Origin of the sequence: Paenibacillus contaminans (genome assembly GCF_003285015.1) — a bacterium.
GTDB classification, from domain to species: domain Bacteria; phylum Bacillota; class Bacilli; order Paenibacillales; family NBRC-103111; genus Paenibacillus_V; species Paenibacillus_V contaminans.
On record NZ_QMFB01000015.1, the window covers coordinates 14,866 to 32,169 of the forward strand.

15 protein-coding genes are annotated in these 17,304 nt (G+C 53.1%); 11 read left to right on the plus strand and 4 right to left on the minus strand.

Going from position 1 to position 17,304, the window contains the following annotated elements:
• Positions 1–6 precede the first annotated feature (6 nt).
• On the plus strand, positions 7–2,442 hold the full coding sequence (gyrA, locus tag DQG23_RS23365) for a DNA gyrase subunit A (RefSeq protein WP_113033311.1): 2,436 nt from the start codon (positions 7–9) through the stop codon (positions 2,440–2,442).
• Between the two features lie 76 nt (positions 2,443–2,518).
• Here gyrA and DQG23_RS42620 read toward each other — a convergent pair whose 3' ends face one another.
• Complete coding sequence (locus DQG23_RS42620; RefSeq protein WP_192894623.1) at positions 2,519–2,689, minus strand: hypothetical protein; 171 nt, start codon at positions 2,687–2,689, stop codon at positions 2,519–2,521.
• A gap of 295 nt (positions 2,690–2,984) precedes the next feature.
• Here DQG23_RS42620 and DQG23_RS23370 point away from each other — a divergent pair, with 295 nt between their 5' ends.
• The 7 genes from DQG23_RS23370 (at position 2,985) to DQG23_RS23415 (ending at position 10,499) form a co-directional block, all read left to right on the plus strand.
• Positions 2,985–3,398: a MarR family winged helix-turn-helix transcriptional regulator gene (locus DQG23_RS23370; protein WP_113033312.1), complete on the plus strand. Its 414-nt coding sequence runs from the start codon at positions 2,985–2,987 to the stop codon at positions 3,396–3,398.
• Positions 3,399–4,375: 977 nt separating this feature from the next.
• Positions 4,376–5,203, plus strand: a complete 828-nt coding sequence (locus DQG23_RS23380; protein ID WP_192894624.1) for a DUF2935 domain-containing protein — start codon at positions 4,376–4,378, stop codon at positions 5,201–5,203.
• A gap of 1,008 nt (positions 5,204–6,211) precedes the next feature.
• On the plus strand, positions 6,212–7,471 hold the full coding sequence (locus DQG23_RS23395) for a DNA polymerase IV (RefSeq protein WP_238177996.1): 1,260 nt from the start codon (positions 6,212–6,214) through the stop codon (positions 7,469–7,471).
• Positions 7,468–7,950 (plus strand): YhjD family protein, encoded by a 483-nt coding sequence (locus DQG23_RS23400; protein WP_113033316.1) that lies wholly within the window; start codon positions 7,468–7,470, stop codon positions 7,948–7,950. The genes DQG23_RS23395 and DQG23_RS23400 overlap by 4 nt, the downstream gene beginning before the upstream one ends.
• 219 nt (positions 7,951–8,169) lie before the next feature.
• Entirely contained in the window at positions 8,170–9,147 is a 978-nt protein-coding gene (locus tag DQG23_RS23405; protein ID WP_420330254.1) for a glutaminase, read from the plus strand.
• A 245-nt stretch (positions 9,148–9,392) separates the two neighbouring features.
• On the plus strand, positions 9,393–9,641 hold the full coding sequence (locus DQG23_RS23410; protein ID WP_113033317.1) for a hypothetical protein: 249 nt from the start codon (positions 9,393–9,395) through the stop codon (positions 9,639–9,641).
• Between the two features lie 87 nt (positions 9,642–9,728).
• On the plus strand, positions 9,729–10,499 hold the full coding sequence (locus tag DQG23_RS23415) for an NUDIX hydrolase (RefSeq protein ID WP_238177997.1): 771 nt from the start codon (positions 9,729–9,731) through the stop codon (positions 10,497–10,499).
• 10 nt (positions 10,500–10,509) lie between these two features.
• Here the strand turns inward: DQG23_RS23415 and DQG23_RS23420 are convergent, their stop codons facing one another.
• Positions 10,510–10,968, minus strand: a complete 459-nt coding sequence (locus DQG23_RS23420; RefSeq protein WP_113033318.1) for a hypothetical protein — start codon at positions 10,966–10,968, stop codon at positions 10,510–10,512.
• A 172-nt stretch (positions 10,969–11,140) separates the two neighbouring features.
• Here DQG23_RS23420 and DQG23_RS23425 point away from each other — a divergent pair, with 172 nt between their 5' ends.
• The 3 genes from DQG23_RS23425 to DQG23_RS23440 all read left to right on the plus strand — a co-directional run bounded on the left by DQG23_RS23425 (position 11,141) and on the right by DQG23_RS23440 (position 14,426).
• Positions 11,141–12,313: a PQQ-dependent sugar dehydrogenase gene (locus DQG23_RS23425; protein ID WP_113033319.1), complete on the plus strand. Its 1,173-nt coding sequence runs from the start codon at positions 11,141–11,143 to the stop codon at positions 12,311–12,313.
• Positions 12,314–12,944: 631 nt separating this feature from the next.
• Complete coding sequence (locus tag DQG23_RS42235) at positions 12,945–13,172, plus strand: hypothetical protein (RefSeq protein ID WP_158560661.1); 228 nt, start codon at positions 12,945–12,947, stop codon at positions 13,170–13,172.
• 411 nt (positions 13,173–13,583) lie between these two features.
• Positions 13,584–14,426 (plus strand): prohibitin family protein, encoded by an 843-nt coding sequence (locus DQG23_RS23440; RefSeq protein ID WP_113033321.1) that lies wholly within the window; start codon positions 13,584–13,586, stop codon positions 14,424–14,426.
• Between the two features lie 71 nt (positions 14,427–14,497).
• On the opposite strand, the gene DQG23_RS23445 is transcribed toward DQG23_RS23440, so the two are convergent.
• Entirely contained in the window at positions 14,498–14,923 is a 426-nt protein-coding gene (locus DQG23_RS23445; protein WP_113033322.1) for a universal stress protein, read from the minus strand.
• A gap of 121 nt (positions 14,924–15,044) precedes the next feature.
• On the minus strand, positions 15,045–17,195 hold the full coding sequence (locus DQG23_RS23450; RefSeq protein WP_113033323.1) for a YhgE/Pip domain-containing protein: 2,151 nt from the start codon (positions 17,193–17,195) through the stop codon (positions 15,045–15,047).
• Positions 17,196–17,304 lie beyond the last annotated feature (109 nt).

Sequence of the window (17,304 nt, forward strand, 5' to 3'; positions counted from 1 at the left end):
CAACAAATGAGTATGTTGGAGCAATTTTTACCGGCGTTTCTTGAGGATGTGGTCGGCGACCGTTTCGGCCGCTATTCCAAATATATTATTCAGGACCGCGCGATACCGGATGTCCGCGACGGCTTGAAGCCGGTGCAGCGGCGCATTTTGTACGCGATGTACGATTCCGGCAATACGCCGGACAAGCCGTACCGCAAGTCGGCGAAAACAGTCGGGGATGTAATGGGTAACTATCACCCCCACGGCGACTCGTCGATTTACGACGGCATGGTGCGGATGGCGCAGCCGTGGAAAATGGGGCATGTGCTGGTCGACGGCCACGGCAACTGGGGCTCGCTTGACGACGATCCGCCGGCGGCTATGCGTTATACGGAGGCGCGTTTGTCGGAAATCGCGTTGGAGCTGCTTCGCGACATCGACAAACGGACCGTGCCGTTCCGCGACAATTTCGACAATACGACGAAGGAGCCGGTCGTGCTTCCTTCGCGTTATCCGAATTTGCTTGTGAACGGCGTCAGCGGTATTTCATCCGGTTTCGCGACGGAGGTTCCGCCGCATAGCCTCCGCGAGGTTATCGATGCGTGCGTCGCGCTTATGGACAAGCCGGAGATGCCGCTCGACGATCTCATGCAAATCATCAAAGGGCCGGATTTCCCGACAGGCGGCATTATTATGGGCGGCGAGGGTATCCGCGAGGCTTATGAGACCGGCAAAGGACGCATCTACATTCGGGCCAAAACCGCGATCGAAGATATGCGGGGCGGCCGCCAGCAGATCGTCATAACCGAAATTCCTTATCAGGTCGTCAAAGTGCGGCTTGTAACGGCGATGGAGAACATCCGTCTGGAGAAAAAGGTCGAGGGCATCGCCGAGGTGCGCGACGAAAGCGGCCGCAACGGCTTGCGTATCGTCGTCGAGCTGAAGAAGGACGCCGACGCGCAGGGCATTCTTGCCTACCTGCTGAAGAAAACGGATCTGCAGGTGACCTATAACTTCAATATGGTTGCGATCGTCAACAAGGCGCCGCGCCAGCTCGGCTTGAAGCAGATGCTGCATGCGTACGTCGAGCATCAGAAGGAAGTCGTCACTTACCGCACGCAGTACGATCTGGAGAAAGCCGAAGATCGCGCGCATGTGGTCGAAGGTCTTGTCAAGGCGCTTAATATTCTCGACGACGTCATCGCGACGATCAAGGCTTCCAAAAACCGTCAAGACGCGCAAAACAACTTGGTCGCCAAATTCGGCTTCACCGAGCGGCAAGCCGACGCGATTTTGGTTTTGCAGCTGTACCGGTTGACGAACCTTGAGATCACTTCTCTTGAGAAAGAATTGAAGGATCTGCAAAAAACGATCGATACTTTGCGCGGAATATTGGGCAGCCAGTCGAAGCTCCTCGGCGTTATCAAGGGCGAGCTTAACGAGATCCGCAAAAAATACGGGATCGACCGCCGCTCCGATATTCAAGGCGAGGTCGAGGAGATCAAGGTTAATCTTGAGGTCATGGTAACGCCGGAGGACGTGCTGGTGTCGTTCTCGGGCGAAGGATACATCAAGCGTACGAGCATGCTGTCGTTTACACGCTCCGGCGGCGAGATCGGCAACACGGGCCTCAAGGAAGGGGACTACGTGCGGCATTTGCTTGAGGTCAATACGATCGAAAGCCTGCTTATTTTCACGCAAAAGGGCCAGTTCTTCCTGCTTCCCGTCCATCAGATTCCCGAATTCAAATGGAAGGACAACGGCACCGCGATCGTTAATGTCATTCCGATTACGAAGGAAGACCGCATCGTCAGCATTATTCCGGTCAAAGACTTCAAGGAGCCGGGCAAATCGCTCGTCTTCGTGACCAAGCGCGGGCAAGTGAAGCGGACGGATCTCGCCGAATACGAGACGAGCCGGTCCGGCGCGATCGCCGCCTGCAAGGTGGCCGACGACGATGAGGTGATCGCGGTACAGACAAGCGACAATCTTCGCGACATTTTGCTCGTATCGAAGTTGGGGATGAGCATACGCTTCCGTGAGATGGAAGTCAGCTCGATGGGACGCGCGGCAGGCGGCGTCCGCGGCATCCAGCTGAAGGAGGACGACGAAATCGTCTCCTCGCTATGGGTAAACGGAGACGAAGGCGAAATTATGGTCGTATCGGATATCGGCTACGGCAAGTCTTCGCTGCTCATGGATTATCCTGTCCAAGGACGCGGCGGCAAAGGCATCATTACGTTCGAGTTCAAGGAAGGCAAGCGGGTCAGACCGAACGGCTCCGAGCTCGTACGAGCGTTTTCCGTCAAAGACGCGTACAATGTTATGGCGGTTACCGCGAACGGGGAGAAGCATACGTTCTCAACGGAGTCCGCACCGATCGAGGAACGTAAAGCGACCGGCAAATTGCTTGTCCCGATTCAAAAAGGCGATGTTATCGCCGACATGGTCAAGCTGACCTAGCATTGCGCAATGGTTTTGCCTGTATCCGAGCCGACCTATTCCGAGGCGTGCGATGCCCGCCGGTATGCGGGGCGAGTCAATCATAGCTGTCGTATGGCGGCTCCAGGCGATCCAACAGCTTAAGTACGATTTCCAGAACGGCCCATGCCGGCAGCGGTTCGTTGAACTGTTCCAGCCAGTACGGGTCGTTTATTATGCCCTCCCGAATCGCCCGGTTCACGATATCCCGTTTGTGTTGTTCATCCATGCTTGAGCCCTCCCGATGTTGCTTCATTCCCTGCAGCTTGAGCGGTTCAGAGTCCGGCTGTGGGGTATATGCGCCTACACCCGTTAGTATATGTTGAATGACGTCAAACGGTACCGTCGTTTTTTATCGTTTAATGTCTTAAAATATTAACGGTACTAACCTTTAAAAGAAGCCGGAGTGATGGTATACTGTAACTAACGAACATGGACGTCATCACGCTGGCCTAGGGCTAGTCGGCCTCGGTCTCGTATGGACGCAACGACAGGACAAGCTGGAAACGGAAGGGGTAGTTGCCGTGTACTCGCAGGAGTTTGCCAAGCTTTGGTTCAAGCTTTCGAAGGACATGAAGCTATTTATGGAGGGGCAGCTTGCACCCTCGCTAACGGAAGGCCAGTTGTACGTGCTGGAATATTTGCTCGCCCGCGAAGACGTGAAGATGAAACCTTCCGACCTGGTCGATTATTTGTCCACAACGCCCGCAGCTATTACAACATTGCTCGACAGGATGGAAAGAGCGAATCTTATCGTCAGGGAACGGGATGATAAAGACCGCCGTATCGTTTGGGTTGTCGTCACCGATACCGGGAAGCAGGAATGCCGGCGCGGCGTTTCGCTCAGACAGCAATTCCTCGACGGATATTTGAATCGGATTTCCGCCCATAACCAGCAGGTGCTCGTTTATTTGCTCGGGAAGGTAGCCAATCTGTGAGCATGCGGGAAGACATGCCGGTTGTACGATAAGTCATTCATTCGATAAACAAGGGAACGCTGCTCCGCGGCTTTTCCTTGTTTTTTTGCGTTGTAATCGAGAGTAAGCCGGCGGAATATGTGAATGGTTCGTTCGGGTTGCTGGCAAAGTTGGACTGGTACATCGTGCAGAGACTTACGAGACGGTATGCGAAAAAGAGGCAGGACGCAAGGTGGATGGGCTCGTTTCAAGAGGTAAAGGTTATGGCTTACCCTGCCATTAAGGCTCATCGATATGCTGTAGTACGAAATAGCCCGCTTGGAGCAAGGAATCGAGGTTCGCTTTACGCTGGAGTCCGATTTTGCCGGCTTGGAGAACGGAATCTTCGGTGAGCCGAGTTAAATGCCCGCTGCAAGCAGGCGTTTTCGGGCTACAGGCGGGGAAAGGTAGCCGTACTCGATTCCAAGTGGGCAAACTCGGACTGCAGCACATGCAAGCACGAGCGAGGAGGGGAAGCGGGTAGGAATACCGGCTGGAGGACCGGTAAATGTCAAAGACGTGACAGAAAGCACAAAAGACGAACAAGTGGTAATGGTACGGGGGCCAGCAAAGGAGCTTCGCTATGGGCCAAAGTAACGCGATTTCAAGAGTGGAAAGCCTATACCCATTGCCTCGCCAATGAACAAACGTATATCGAGCACAAAAGCCGCCGGAAGGCGGTTTTCTCAAAATATCAGAATTTGTATGTTTCACAATTACTTAAGCCTGATATTTCATCGGTAAACGCGCCTGTCCTTAGCTTATGCTTACGAAGTCGCTTTCTTTGAAAGCGTTTAGGACGGCGAAACCGTTTATCCTTGGATTTGGCAGGCGTTCTCGCGCGCTGCGGCTCTGTATGGCGATGGCAAGGGGCAGCCCTCGCAGGATTTCGTTTAAGCGATGTGTCGAAGAATTGAGCATATTGCGAATCGAAGGCACATAGGGTATTTTGACGGATTATGCACAGGGGAGGGATTAGGTTGACGGATGCTTTCGTAACGCGTTCGTTGGATGAAATACGATTCTGGTCCCGAATCATGAAGGAGCATTCGCTGTTTTTGAAGCTGGGCTTTCGATGCGAGGACACTCAGCTGATCAATGAGGCGAATCAATTTTATGCCGTTTTTGAAGCGATCGAGGTGAAGTCTCATTCTTTTACACTGGAAACCGATCCCCAGGTTGTTAAAGCTTTCAATGAAGAGGTTTACACCGCGGCTTCTCATATTTGGGCGTTCAAGCGAAAGGTGCTGGGTTTGATTTTACAGTGCAAGATGCCGGGCGCAAACAATTTTCCCTTGCTGGTCGATCACACGAGCAGAGAAGCGAATTATTTCCGGAATCGTCTGGTCGAGCTGAATACGGGGCGGTTGGAGCCTTTGCCCGATGCGATCATCGACGAGAACGTGTTTTTCTTGCGCATCATGGCCGATCACGCCAAATTTATTGGGCATCTGCTCGATCCGTCTGAACGTCAGCTCGTAGAGCAAGCGCGGAGCTTCAGTAACGATTTCGATACGCTGTTGTTTCAAGCCGTCGATTTGGAGTCCATGCGCCCGCAATCCCAAACGATTCCTCTTCTCGACCAATTCCTCGACGAGAACAGAGTCTCGGTGAAATCGCTGCGCGATTTCAAAAAGACGGCACGCGATTTGATCGAGGCTTGCCGGATCAAGAGCATCATCCATCCTTTGCTTGCCGATCATGTATTCCGGGAAGCGGAACGGTTTTTGTTTATCATCGATATGTTCGAGCGGAGCCTGACCGGCGCTAAGGTACCGCAGCAATAGGCGCGGCGTGGACATCTTTGAATGTCATTACGTGTGCGGACGGTGAACTGCCGCTTGAGGCACCGCATTAGCCGACGGGAAAACATGTGATTTTCCTGAAAACAGGCGGGTACGTTTTACCCATCTGTGTAATTGGATTGAAAGTGTCCATTCCAATCTATAACTCTAGCATACTATAAAATATCTCGCTAGACGGAGGTGGCTTATAGATGTCAGAAGGTATAGAAACCATGGGTGAACACAGCAACCGGAGCAACCGGAGCAACCGGAGCAACCGGAGCAACCGGAGCAACCGGAGCAACCGTAGCAACCGGAGCAACCGGAGTAACCGGAGCAACCGGAGTAACCGTAGCAACCGTAGCAACCGTAGCAATCGGAGCAACCGTAGCAACCGCAGCAACCGCAGCGGTCTGCTTTAAGGAATGTAGAGTGCGGATAACTTGAGCAGCGAGCTACAATATCATGCTTTCGATTGGGAGCCGGCGCGTCAGCCCGGATCCCAATCGAAACATACATAGTGCCGGGGTATCCCTTGTTATTGTATTAGAATGAAAAGCATACTGAAAATAATAAGCGAACGCATCCGGCGGTTCGCTTTTTTTGCGTGCTGAGATGAACGCAAGCGCAATCGACCTTTTTCTCGCCATGCAAACTAAGTTTCCTAAAAAACGACATGCTGGAAGGTTTTGTCGAATAACTCCTGAGTCACATTTTCCCACTTGCATAACGAACAAATGTTCGGTAATAATAAAGAATATAATCAGTGATTTGTCGGAGGGTTGCTTATGCGCGCAACAAAACAGCGAATGATTTTTCTCGCGGACTGCCGATCCTTTTACGCTTCGGCCGAAAAGGCAGTTCGCGTTTTTTGTTTTTCAATTATTTTCGTTGCATCAAGAACGTATGTTCCGTATATGATAAGAATGAATGTTCTTGTTGCGAGGATGCTCACATGGGTGAAAGCGTTAGACGTATCTTTCGAATTGCGACTATACAGGAGTGAATGTCGTGCCTCAAGAGCGAACCGTTATGTTAATTGACGGACAGTCATTCTACGCTTCAATTGAAAAAGCGGCCCGGCCGGACTTGGAGAATAAGCCGGTAGCCGTAGGCGATCCCTCTAGAAAATCAGGCATCATCCTGGCCGCTTGTCCGATTGCCAAATCACGCGGCGTAACGACTGCTTCAAGAGTGGGCGAGGCGCTAGCGAAATGCTCCGACTTGGTCGTCATACGACCCCGAATGCAAACATACATCACCGTATCCTTGTTCATTACCGAGATATTCGAGTCCTTTACAGACCAGGTTGAACCCTATTCCATCGACGAGCAGTTCCTCGACGTTACGGGCTCTATCGGTTATTTCGGGGCCCCGGAGGAGATCGCCCGCGAGATCCAGATGCGTGTTCATTTATCGACAGGAGTTTGGAGCCGGTGCGGAATCGGACCTTCAAAGATACTGGCCAAAATGGCTACGGACAATTTCGCTAAAAAGATGTCCAGCGGTATCTTCAAACTTGACTTCGACAATTTGGAGTCCGCATTATGGCCGCTGCCGGTGCATCAAATGTTCATGGTTGCCTCGCGGATGACTCGTCATTTCACGCGTATGGGTCTTTATACGATTGGGGATATCGCTCGTCTGGAACTGGGGGATTTTAAAAAACGCATGCGTAAAGAAATGGGCAAGCAAAGCGATATTCAAGCGGAATATTACTGGCAAACGGCACGAGGGATCGACCCTAGCCCCGTCGTGGCAAGTATTCGAAATAAATTGAAATCGGTAAGTCACGGCAAGGCGCTCAGAAGCAGTATTTACCAGAAACTAGAAGACATCGAGGTTGTGTTGTTGGAATTAGTGGTGGAGGTCTGCCGCCGCAGCAGGAGATTCGGGTATATCGGGCGGGTCGTGAACGTCGGGGCGGCGGAAACGGACGGTCAGCGCTCGGCATCGTTTAACCGGCAGGTAACGCTCGAACAAGCGACGTCACTTTCGCATGAAGTCGCGGCGGCGGCTATCGGGATTTTCCGTAAGTATTGGAGCGGTATGCCTGTTAGCCACCTGTATGTCGGGTTAACCCAGCTGACCGACGATAGCGTCATCCAGCTTGCTTTATTCGATGACCGGATGAAAGCATACGATTTGGAAAGAGCAACCGATGAAATCAAGGATAAATATGGGAGCGCCGCGATTGTGCGAGCATCCTCATTATTGCAGTCCGGAGTGGCCCGCGAGAGGGCGGAACAGATTGGAGGTCATTATATATGAGCAAATTGGACGGCAATGAACGGTGGAAATCCAAAATGCTGCTTACCGAACATCAAGAGCAATATGAAAACCGCCGCGACATCAAGAATTCCCGTAACCGGCCTACAGCGGATGAGTTCAAAATGATTCGTGACTACATTTTGCTTCCTTACATGTTAAGCATGGTGCAAAAGAACATCGAAGATACGGGTAACCAATCCAACCTTCTAAAGCAGCTTTATGTGACGGCAGACCAGGCGGTAATGAAGCAAATAAGCGCGGATATGTACAGTGTCCGGCGCGAATTGTCGAAGCGTAATATTAAAATTACGAATGACGAACAAGCGGATATGGTTATCTATCACCGTTTTATTTGCAGGGGATACGAAGACCGCTTCGGAATGGTTCGGGATGTTATGCGCTCGGAAATCAGCATTCGCTTGTCAAAGTATTTTAAAGAATTGATTGGCCGAGTGAACGCCCCAAAAAGCTTAAACTGACAGTCGAGCCGCCCCAATCCGTGCAGGCTTTGCCGGACTGCGGAAAAATTGCTTTTTCTTTTAAATCGATACGTTTCGTTTCGGTAAAAGTAGGGAAGCAACCGGCGGTGCATCCTGCGAGGGCCGTAATGCCGTATCTTATTGTCGGCGCCGCATGCTTCATTGTAAAATGGGGACAGCAGGATTCGACATCTTATGAAAGCGATGGGGGCACCGACCGTGACAAACGCATATAACGAGGAACAGGCGGCAAATACGCAGCTTAACGAGCTCATCGAGCGGTTCCGTCCGTACGCAGCCGAAGGCAAGTGCGCATCGTACATTCCGGCGCTGGCGAACGCGGAGCCGTCGCATCTCGGCATTACCGTCATTCAGCCGGACGGAACGATCTGGAGGGCGGGCAACTGGGATGTTCCCTTTACGCTGCAGAGCATTTCCAAGGTGCTCAGTTTTATAGCCGTATGCGTGGCCCGCGGCATTCCGTACGTGCTGGAGAGGGTGGATGTGGAGCCGACCGGCGATCCGTTCAATTCGATCGTCCGGCTTGAAATGCATAAGCCCGGCAGGCCGTTCAATCCGCTTATCAATGCAGGGGCGATAACGACGGCCTCGATATTGCCGGGCGAAACGCCTGCGCAGAAGCTGGCGGCGATCATCCGTTTGATCGAGCGGCTGACGGGCAAGCAGGCTCGCGTGAACGAAGACGTATTCCAGTCGGAATGGGGGACGGCTTACCGGAATCGGTCGCTTGCCTATTATTTGAAAGAAACGGGCTTCCTCGCCTGCGACGTGGAGGACGCGATCGAGGTGTATTTAAAGCAGTGCGCGATTGAGGTGACGACCGAGGATATCGCGATGATCGGACTTGTGCTGGCGCACGACGGTTATCATCCGCTTCAACGCGAACAGCTGCTGCCGAAGCAGGTTGTCCGTATAGCCAAGGCGCTTATGCTCACCTGCGGCATGTACAACGCCTCGGGAAAGTTCGCCGCCTTCGTCGGCGTTCCCGCCAAAAGCGGCGTTTCCGGGGGGATCATGACGGCGGTGCCGCCGCGAGTCCGGCCTGCCGGAACGCCATGCGCGGACGGCTGCGGCATCGGCTTGTACGGCCCGGCAATCGACGAGGTGGGCAACAGCAAGGCTGGGGGTTTGCTGCTGCAGCATCTCGCAGAGGAATGGGATTTGGGTATTTTCTAAAGGGATAAGAGCAGGGAAATAAAGCGAAACGCTTCGAAAGCATCGGAGGCATCCAGCGTTCTCAATAAGAGCGCGGAGGGTCTCTTTTTTTGAAATCTCAGAAAGTATATTCTCCGCTGATTGTTCGATTTCCCGGTAAACGCGCCTGTCCTAAGCTAATGCTTACGAAGTCGCTTTCTTTGAAAGCGTTTAGGACAGCGAAGCCGTTTATCCTTGTACCCGAATCGAGAAGGAGGATGGAGTGGATGCGTGACGCAGTCGTTATAAGCAAATATTCCGAGCAATACGTGTCGGTAAGTTTCCCGTATCGGGCGGATTATGTAGACAGGATTCGAAGCGTTCCCGGAAGACGCTGGAATCCCGGCGGCAAAACCTGGCTGATTCCGTACACGTTAGCCAACGTAGCGGCGCTGACAAGCCTATTTCGCGGTGCTGCCGAGCTGGCAGGAGAGCTGGAGGAGGAATGCGGCTTTGTCAGGGAGTGGGAAGCTTAGGAAACGTAAGATTGGGGGCGGGCCGTTCGGCTGCGGCACGTGCGGGGGCGATGAAAGATATGGTAAAATAGATGAAGCCGGACGAACGTGAATCGGCAAAGCCTGAAGGAAAATACCGGCGAACGGAAACGCACGGATCAGATCGATATGAAATCGTGCGGATGGGAGAATCATATGTCGCAGCATGAAATATTCGATGTTTTCGATGAACGAATGAGGAAGATCGGGCAAGCCAGCCGGAAGGATGTGCACGCCCAAGGACTATGGCATCAAACCTTTCACTGCTGGGTTGTCAAGAGAGCGGCGGAGGGCGGAGCGAGCTTGCTGCTGCAATTGCGCCATAAGGATAAAGATACGTTTCCGGGGATGCTCGATATTTCATGCGCCGGTCATCTGCTGACGGGAGAAACCGTCGAGGATGGCGTCCGCGAGCTGGAGGAGGAGCTCGGCCTGACGATTTCCTTCCATGAGCTTTTGTATTGCGGAATCGTTCCGCAGGAAACGGTCGTTACCCCGCAATTGACCGATCGCGAGTTCAATCATATTTTCATATACGAATGCGAGAAAGCTGTAGAGGAATATTCGTTCCAGCTCAGCGAAATTTCCGGGCTTTTTGAAGTCGGTCTTAACGAGTTTAAACGATTGGTTTACGGCGCCCGGGAGTCGATAGAGGCGGAAGGGGTCGTAGTAGTTGGGGAACGCGATGAGAAACGGGCGCGAATCCGGAGAACGATAAAGAGGGACGACATCGTCCCCCAGCCTAAAGCGTATTACGACAAATTGTTCGGAACGTTGAACGAAAATGACTGCGTCGTGCCGGCTCGTCGAGCGGAAGTTGATTGGGAAGAGGAGTCATGATTCAGAAAATTTAATGGTTATCCTCGTACCATATGGAATAAGCTTCGATGTTGGCCTCGGAATTGTCGCTGGCATCGAAGGTTTTGAAGTAGCGCGCATAATAGGCGTGCTCGATCGTTTTCGCATCGCGATCCGAGTCGATCGTCAGGCGGATTTCGGAAATGTCGAGTCCCCATTTGAGGCTTTTCGCGATTTCGTTCATGTGATCGACGGTCGCGAAGGTGCGTGCGCTCGCGAGTATGGAATCGATCAGCTCGGGCGGAGGCTCCTCCGTCATCGTAATATGGCAGGTCAGATTCGGACGGGTGAACGTGATGCGGACGTTTTTGACGATATCGGACGAATCCAGCAGTTCTTTTCTCCACGCTTCGGCAGCATCGGCAGTCACCTTATGGGTAACGCTGCAGCCGCTTGCCGCCAAAGCGGCGAGCACCAGAACCAGCGCACAAACGATCCTCCGCTTATTCATATAGGCATCACCTCCGTCATCGCTTCGCGCTTCTTCCGTTATCAGCAAAGTATATCATAGAAGCGGCTTCTAAACCTACGGTAAACGCCCCGGGTCAAAGACGCGGGAAGGCGTTTATCCTTGAGCGTTCACCGATGATACATGGAAATAACAATAGAAAGGAAGGGAAACGATGGGGGCCAAAAGATTCCGTTCCGCAGTCGGCATACTAGCGTTAGCGCTCGCTGCGGGAGGATGTTCGCTTGCGGACGATATGAAAAAAAGGAAAGGCGACGACCAGACCGCCGTATCGTCTTCGCCTGAGGCGGCGGGGCGGGGAGAAGCTTTGCCTTACCGGCAGGAGGTTGTTGCCGATCGGCTCGACGTCCCGTGGGCGATCGAGATCGCGCCGGACGGCACAATTTTTTTTACCGAACGTCCGGGCGTCGTGCGCGTCATCCGCGAGGGCAAGCTTGTCAAGGAACCCGTCATCGCGATGCCGTCCCCGTTCGTCAGCAAAGGCGAAGGCGGGCTGTTGGGCTTGGCGCTAGATCCGAAATTTGCGGACAATCGCTATATGTATGTGTATCACACGTATGAGGAGAAGGGACAGACCAAAAACCGCGTGCTGCGGCTCGTCGAGCGGAACGATAAAGCGACGCTCGATAAAGTGCTGATCGAGGGCTTGCCCGGAAGTACGAATCATAACGGAGGCCGGATCAAATTCGGGCCGGACGGCTATTTGTACATAACGGCAGGCGACCGATACGAACCGCCGCTTGCGCAGGATACGAAAAGCTTGGGCGGCAAAATTTTGCGCATCCGGTCCGACGGCTCGATTCCGGCGGATAATCCGTTCCCCGGTTCGGCCGTCTACAGTTACGGCCACCGCAACCCTCAGGGGCTTGCTTGGCAGCCTGGGACCGGCAAGCTGTTCGCCTCCGAGCACGGACAAAGCGCGCATGACGAGCTGAATGTGATCGAAGGCGGAGCAAATTACGGCTGGCCGAATATCGAAGGGGACGAAACCGCGCCCCAAATGATAACGCCGATTGCGCACAGCGGCACGACGACATGGGCCCCCTCGGGCATGACGTTCGTCACCCGGGGACCCTGGAAAGGCAGTCTGCTCGCAGCGAATTTACGCGGCGAGCAAATGATTCGTTTCGAGCTGTCGGAAAGCGGCGGTTTAAGGAAGGTGTCCGGCAAGCAGTTTTTGTTCAAGGGACAGCTCGGCCGTATCAGGGACGTTTACGAAGGGCCGGACGGCTCGCTGTATGTGTTGACGAATAACCGCGACGGACGCGGAGCCCCGAAGGAAGGGGACGATAAAATCATACGGCTCGTGCCGGAAACGGCTAAATAAGAATCGTCCGTTAGCGGGCGGGCTGCAAAGGCCGTCCGGCAGCGAGCATTACATTCGGCTTTATCTTCCGTATCTTGGAGAAGTGCTGGCCGATCTTTCGGTCCGCAAATACGGATTATTCATGCCGGAGAAATCATCTACCGTTCTGTACGTGTGAACATGACGGGGAACCGGGCAGCAGTGGTGGCGGTTTACGATTTCGACCTGATGAACGATCTCCACGATTTGCGGATGATAAATGTCTCTAAAAACTTGAACAGGCGGATCATAAACGGTTTTTGTCGGGCATGTCGGGCAGGCAGGTTTTGGATGGCAAGACATGTGCATCAACCCTTTCTTGTGAAGTAGTACAGTATATGGGGCATTGCGGAAAGGGCATGGATTGGAGCCTAGCGGCTTATCCCCAATTCCGGTACGTTCGTCCAGCGGAGAAAAAGCCGCTCCCGAACGCCAAAAAGGCACACTCGGCGGCAATTGTAGGCCGAGTGTGCCTTTTTGGGCATGGTTGAACGCAGCACAGCGTGCGGCTGAACCTGCTTGTTCATCGAGCGCGCCTTGAAGCGGTATGCAATAAGAGACGTATTATCTGCAGCGTCCGTTCAAACAAGATCTGCCGGATCTGCCCGACCTATTGGAGCGGTTGGAGCGGTTTGACCGATTAGAGCGGTTGGATCTGCCGGATCTGCTGCGCCGATCGGAACGGCAGGAGCGGCCGGAGCGGTCGATCGGATCGACGGCGTCCGCCTCATCCGCCGGCACGTCGATGACGTTCCACGTAAAAGTGTGGCGAGGGACGGGGCAGCAGTGGTGGCGGTTCACGACTTGGATCGGATGCACGACCTCGACAATTTGCGGATGAAAAATATCCCTCACGATTTGGACAGGGGGATCGACAACCGTTCTAGTCGGGCAAAAAGGTTTGCAGGACAGGTCAATCAGCACCTTTCTTAAAGAAGTAATACAGTATATGGAAGTTGGTGGTCTTAGCTTGTACGGTTGCCTAACGGCTAGTCCCCATTCGGCTATCCTTCGTCCATCGGCAAAAACAAAAAAAGAGACCCGCAAGCAACGGGCCGCGGGTCTAAAGAGATTATATATCAAAAAGGGGGGTCGACTCTTAGTATAGGCGACGATCATTAAAGGGAGATGAAGAAAGTATTTCGTTTCTGTTACATTTCTGTTAAGGGACAAGGACATGAAACGGAACGGCTGCAGGGGTTGGAACGTATTACCGGTTAGCAACCAAAATTAAACATCGGGAGGTCGTGTCATGAATGCGGAAGTTCACAACCTGAAGCCCCAGAAGAATAACGGCGTCAAAGCGGTCATCAATCTGGTCGTGCTTGGCCTAGTGGTCGTCATTTTGGGCATGAACAGCTTTGCTACCGTGCAGTACGGACACGTAGGGCTGTATAAAACGTTCGGCAAGCTAAGCGACAATGTGCTCGCGCCGGGCGTGCATGTTAGAATCCCCTTCGTGCAAACGGTTATCCAGGTCAATACGCAGGTGACGAAGTCGGAGGCGGATACGTCGGCGTCTTCCAAAGATTTGCAGCCGGTTTCGACGCATGTCGCCGTCAACTATTCGGTAAATAAGGAAGCCGTGTATCATCTAATGAACAATATCGGAGGCGCTTATGATTCCATCATCATCGCACCGGCCATTCAGGAAATCGTCAAGGAAGTGACGGCCAAATATCCGGCCGAGGATTTGATCGCGAAGCGGGATGTCGTAGCGAACGAGGTAAGCGATCTGCTTACGAAACGTCTGGCCAAATACGATCTGATCGTGAATGATATCAATATCGTCAATTTCAAATTTTCCGATGCGTTCAATCAGTCGATCGAGGCCAAGCAGGTCGCGCAGCAGCAGGCGCTTAAAGCAGAGAATGACCTGAAGCGCGTGGAAATCGAGGCGAAGCAGAAGGTCGCGCAGGCTCAAGCGGAAGCGGAGTCGCTCAAGCTGAAGAAGCAGGAAATAACGCCCGATCTCGTACAGCTGAAGCAGATCGAGGTGCAGGAGAAAGCGCTGGAGAAATGGGACGGTCGCTTGCCTTCGGTCACCGGAGGGGCGACACCGTTTATCGAGGTGGATTCGTTTATCAATAAATAAACGGTCCCCGGAATGAAAAAGAAGCTTTCAAATCCAAAAAAGCGGATTTGAAAGCTTTTTCGTTATCCGCCTTATTTGACGACGAGAACGGGAATGGAGGCGTGCTGAACGATATTGTGGCTTACGCTACCGAGGAACAGCTCCTGCATCTCGGATAACCCTCTGCTGCCGACAATGACGATATCCGCGGACATTTCCTTCGCATAGTCCAAAATCGCCGCCACCGGGTTTCCGATCAGCATGGTCGCTCTTGCGTCGGGGAGCCCGGATAATTGCCGGTTCAGGTCTTCGATCATGCTTTCGGTGCGGTTTATGTATGCCTTCTCGTATTCCGCCGACGGATTGAAGATGGCTTCGCCGATAACCGCGACGGGATTATGCAGAACGTGAACGACCTCCAGCTTTGCCCGGTTGTCTTCGGCGAGCCTGCATGCATACTCCAGCGCCTTTTTCGATAACGCCGAGCCGTCGTAAGCCAAAAGAATGCGTGAGAACATCGGGAATCGTCCTTTCCGGTCTATAGCTATAGAAAGGCGGTTTTGCTTGACGTTGCAGTCGTTCGCCTTCTATAGCTCCATGCAACAAGTATTCCTCATTGAACCTGTAAATAAACAGCATTTAATGAATTAGCCCGCTTTCTTTGGCTTTGCTGACGAAGCTTGCGCTCGCGCGGTTGATCACTTTTTTGAGCGCAAGACCGATGACGAGCGCTATGCCGGCAAAGACAGCAAGCATGATCATATCGCGTACGACGATATCCCACAGAATGCCTCCGACCGCTTCGCGCATCATGCTGATCGCATAGGTGAACGGCAGGAAAGGGTGAATCGCTTGAAAGAACGGCGGCGTCACCTGAATCGGGAATGTGCCTCCCGAGCCGGCAAGCTGCAGCACAAGCAGAACGATCGCGAGCGCCTTGCCTACGTTGCCGAAAACGGAAACAAGCGTATACACGATCAGCATAAAGACGGAGCCGATAAACAGTCCGAACAAAACGAACGGCAGCTTCTCAGCCACGTATGTGCCCAGCAGGTATATATCACCCGTCGTTACCAGCAGAGATTGAAGCAGCGATAACGTTAGGAAGGTGAAGAATCGTCCGAAATAAATGTGATAGCTTCTGAAGCCGGCGGCATGATCGTGAACCTCGACCGTCAAAAGGGATACAAGCAGCAAGGCGCCTACCCAAAGCGAAAGGGTGGAGAAAAACGGCGACATGCCGGAGCCGTAATTCGGAATCGGAAACAGCTTGTTTTCCTTCAGCAGAACGGGTTCGGCGAAAAATTCGCTTTCCTTCTCGAAATTGTTTTTGAGCAGGTCGATAATTTGCTTGATGTCGCCTTCCGTTTCGAACGCTCTGAAACGATCCGCCAGCTGCGTAATTTTCGCTTCGACGGCCGGCAGCTCCTGACGAATCGCTTCGAATTCCTTGCTGCCGACGGCGATGCCCTTTGCCGCATCGTCTGCGATCCGCTTCACGTCAGGCATGCTGCTGCCCGCTTCCGCAAGCACCGATTGCGCCGTCGCGAGCGATTTTTTGGCTGCGGTCAAGCCTTGCAGGACGGCGGGCAAAATTTCGCTGTCATAACGATTGATGATGTCCCCGAGCTCGCCGGACGTTTCCTTGGACAGCCGATTCAGCTCGTTGACGAGCTCTTCGGCGGGCTTCTCGCCTTTGGCGAGGGCATCCTGCAGCTTGTTAACTACGGTCAGCTGCCGCTGAAACCGGTCCTTGACCGACTGCAGTCTGGCGATCGCAGGCGAAAGCCGGTTGCCGGAGGTAAGAGCGTTCAGCTTCTCGAATAATGCGATCGTCTTATCCGTTACGTCAACAGCTGTGGCGAGTCTGCGCGAAGCGGCATCAAGCGAGGCTTTCGCCTTATTCGGATCAAAGTCCGAACCCAGCAGCATGCCGGTCAATTGCTCCGTATAAATGGCGGCCTGCTGCAGCAGCAGCAAGTCTTGTTTGATGTTCGGCGCAATCGCCTCGACGGCTTCCGTGCCCTTGTCGATATATTGGGACACCCCTTGCGTTAATTGTTTACCTTCCTCGGCAATTTTCGCCACCTCGGGGATGCGCGCCTGCACCTTGCCGATAAGCTCGTTCGCCGCGGCGATATCTTTGGCGGCCGTGCCGACCGCGCCGTTGATTTCGGGGAAAGCCGCTTCAAGCTTGAAGACGACGTCCTTGACCTTCTCGATTGTCGGCAGCTCGTTCTCCAATTCGACGCCGACTTCGTTGAACAGTTGAAAAATCGCGCCGTTCGCCGTTTTGATGAAGTTGCGGGTTATTTCCTCCGTAATGCCCGAAGCGCCCTTGGACGTTATTTTCGGAGAGATCGCATTAATTTTCTCGTTGACGTCATATAAAATTTCCGCCTTTTGCGGATTGTCGGTCAGTACCGTAGCGATTTTATCCGAAAAATCGGCGGGAATCGTAATGGCCGCGTAATAATCGCCGTGATTGACGCCGTCCAGCGCTTTGGTCCGATCGACGAACGACCAGCCCATCTGGGCGTTCTTTTGCAAGGAGGCTACGACCTCGTCTCCGATGTTAACCGGCTTGTCGCGCAGCGTAGCGCCCCGATCTTCGTTGGTGACCGCAATCGCAATGCCGGACGTTTGCCCGTAAGGATCCCAGGAAGCCTTGATGTTGAACCAGGCGTACAGGGAAGGGAGGCACACGAGTCCTCCGATAATGATCAGCGCTACCCAGTTTTTGGTAAGCCTCTGCATATCGCCGAAATAAATAAGTCCGATCTTCTTCATGTTCATCTCCTCATGATGATAAATAGGTTATCGCCTTATGTAGTATAGCCGGAAACCCAAAATTTGAAAAATAGTTTGATGAATGAAGGCGAGCAGGCGAGCACGCTGA

Bases quoted from the DNA above. Each gene is read 5' to 3' on its own strand.
- DQG23_RS23450 (WP_113033323.1), bottom strand. From the start codon at position 17,195: ATGAAGAAGATCGGACTTATTTATTTCGGCGATATGCAGAGGCTTACC.
- gyrA (WP_113033311.1), top strand. From the start codon at position 7: ATGAGTATGTTGGAGCAATTTTTACCGGCGTTTCTTGAGGATGTGGTC.
- DQG23_RS42620 (WP_192894623.1), bottom strand. From the start codon at position 2,689: ATGGATGAACAACACAAACGGGATATCGTGAACCGGGCGATTCGGGAG.
- DQG23_RS23410 (WP_113033317.1), top strand. From the start codon at position 9,393: ATGCGTGACGCAGTCGTTATAAGCAAATATTCCGAGCAATACGTGTCG.
- DQG23_RS23400 (WP_113033316.1), top strand. From the start codon at position 7,468: ATGAGCAAATTGGACGGCAATGAACGGTGGAAATCCAAAATGCTGCTT.
- DQG23_RS23425 (WP_113033319.1), top strand. From the start codon at position 11,141: ATGGGGGCCAAAAGATTCCGTTCCGCAGTCGGCATACTAGCGTTAGCG.
- DQG23_RS23440 (WP_113033321.1), top strand. From the start codon at position 13,584: ATGAATGCGGAAGTTCACAACCTGAAGCCCCAGAAGAATAACGGCGTC.
- DQG23_RS23420 (WP_113033318.1), bottom strand. From the start codon at position 10,968: ATGAATAAGCGGAGGATCGTTTGTGCGCTGGTTCTGGTGCTCGCCGCT.
- DQG23_RS23380 (WP_192894624.1), top strand. From the start codon at position 4,376: ATGCACAGGGGAGGGATTAGGTTGACGGATGCTTTCGTAACGCGTTCG.
- DQG23_RS23445 (WP_113033322.1), bottom strand. From the start codon at position 14,923: ATGTTCTCACGCATTCTTTTGGCTTACGACGGCTCGGCGTTATCGAAA.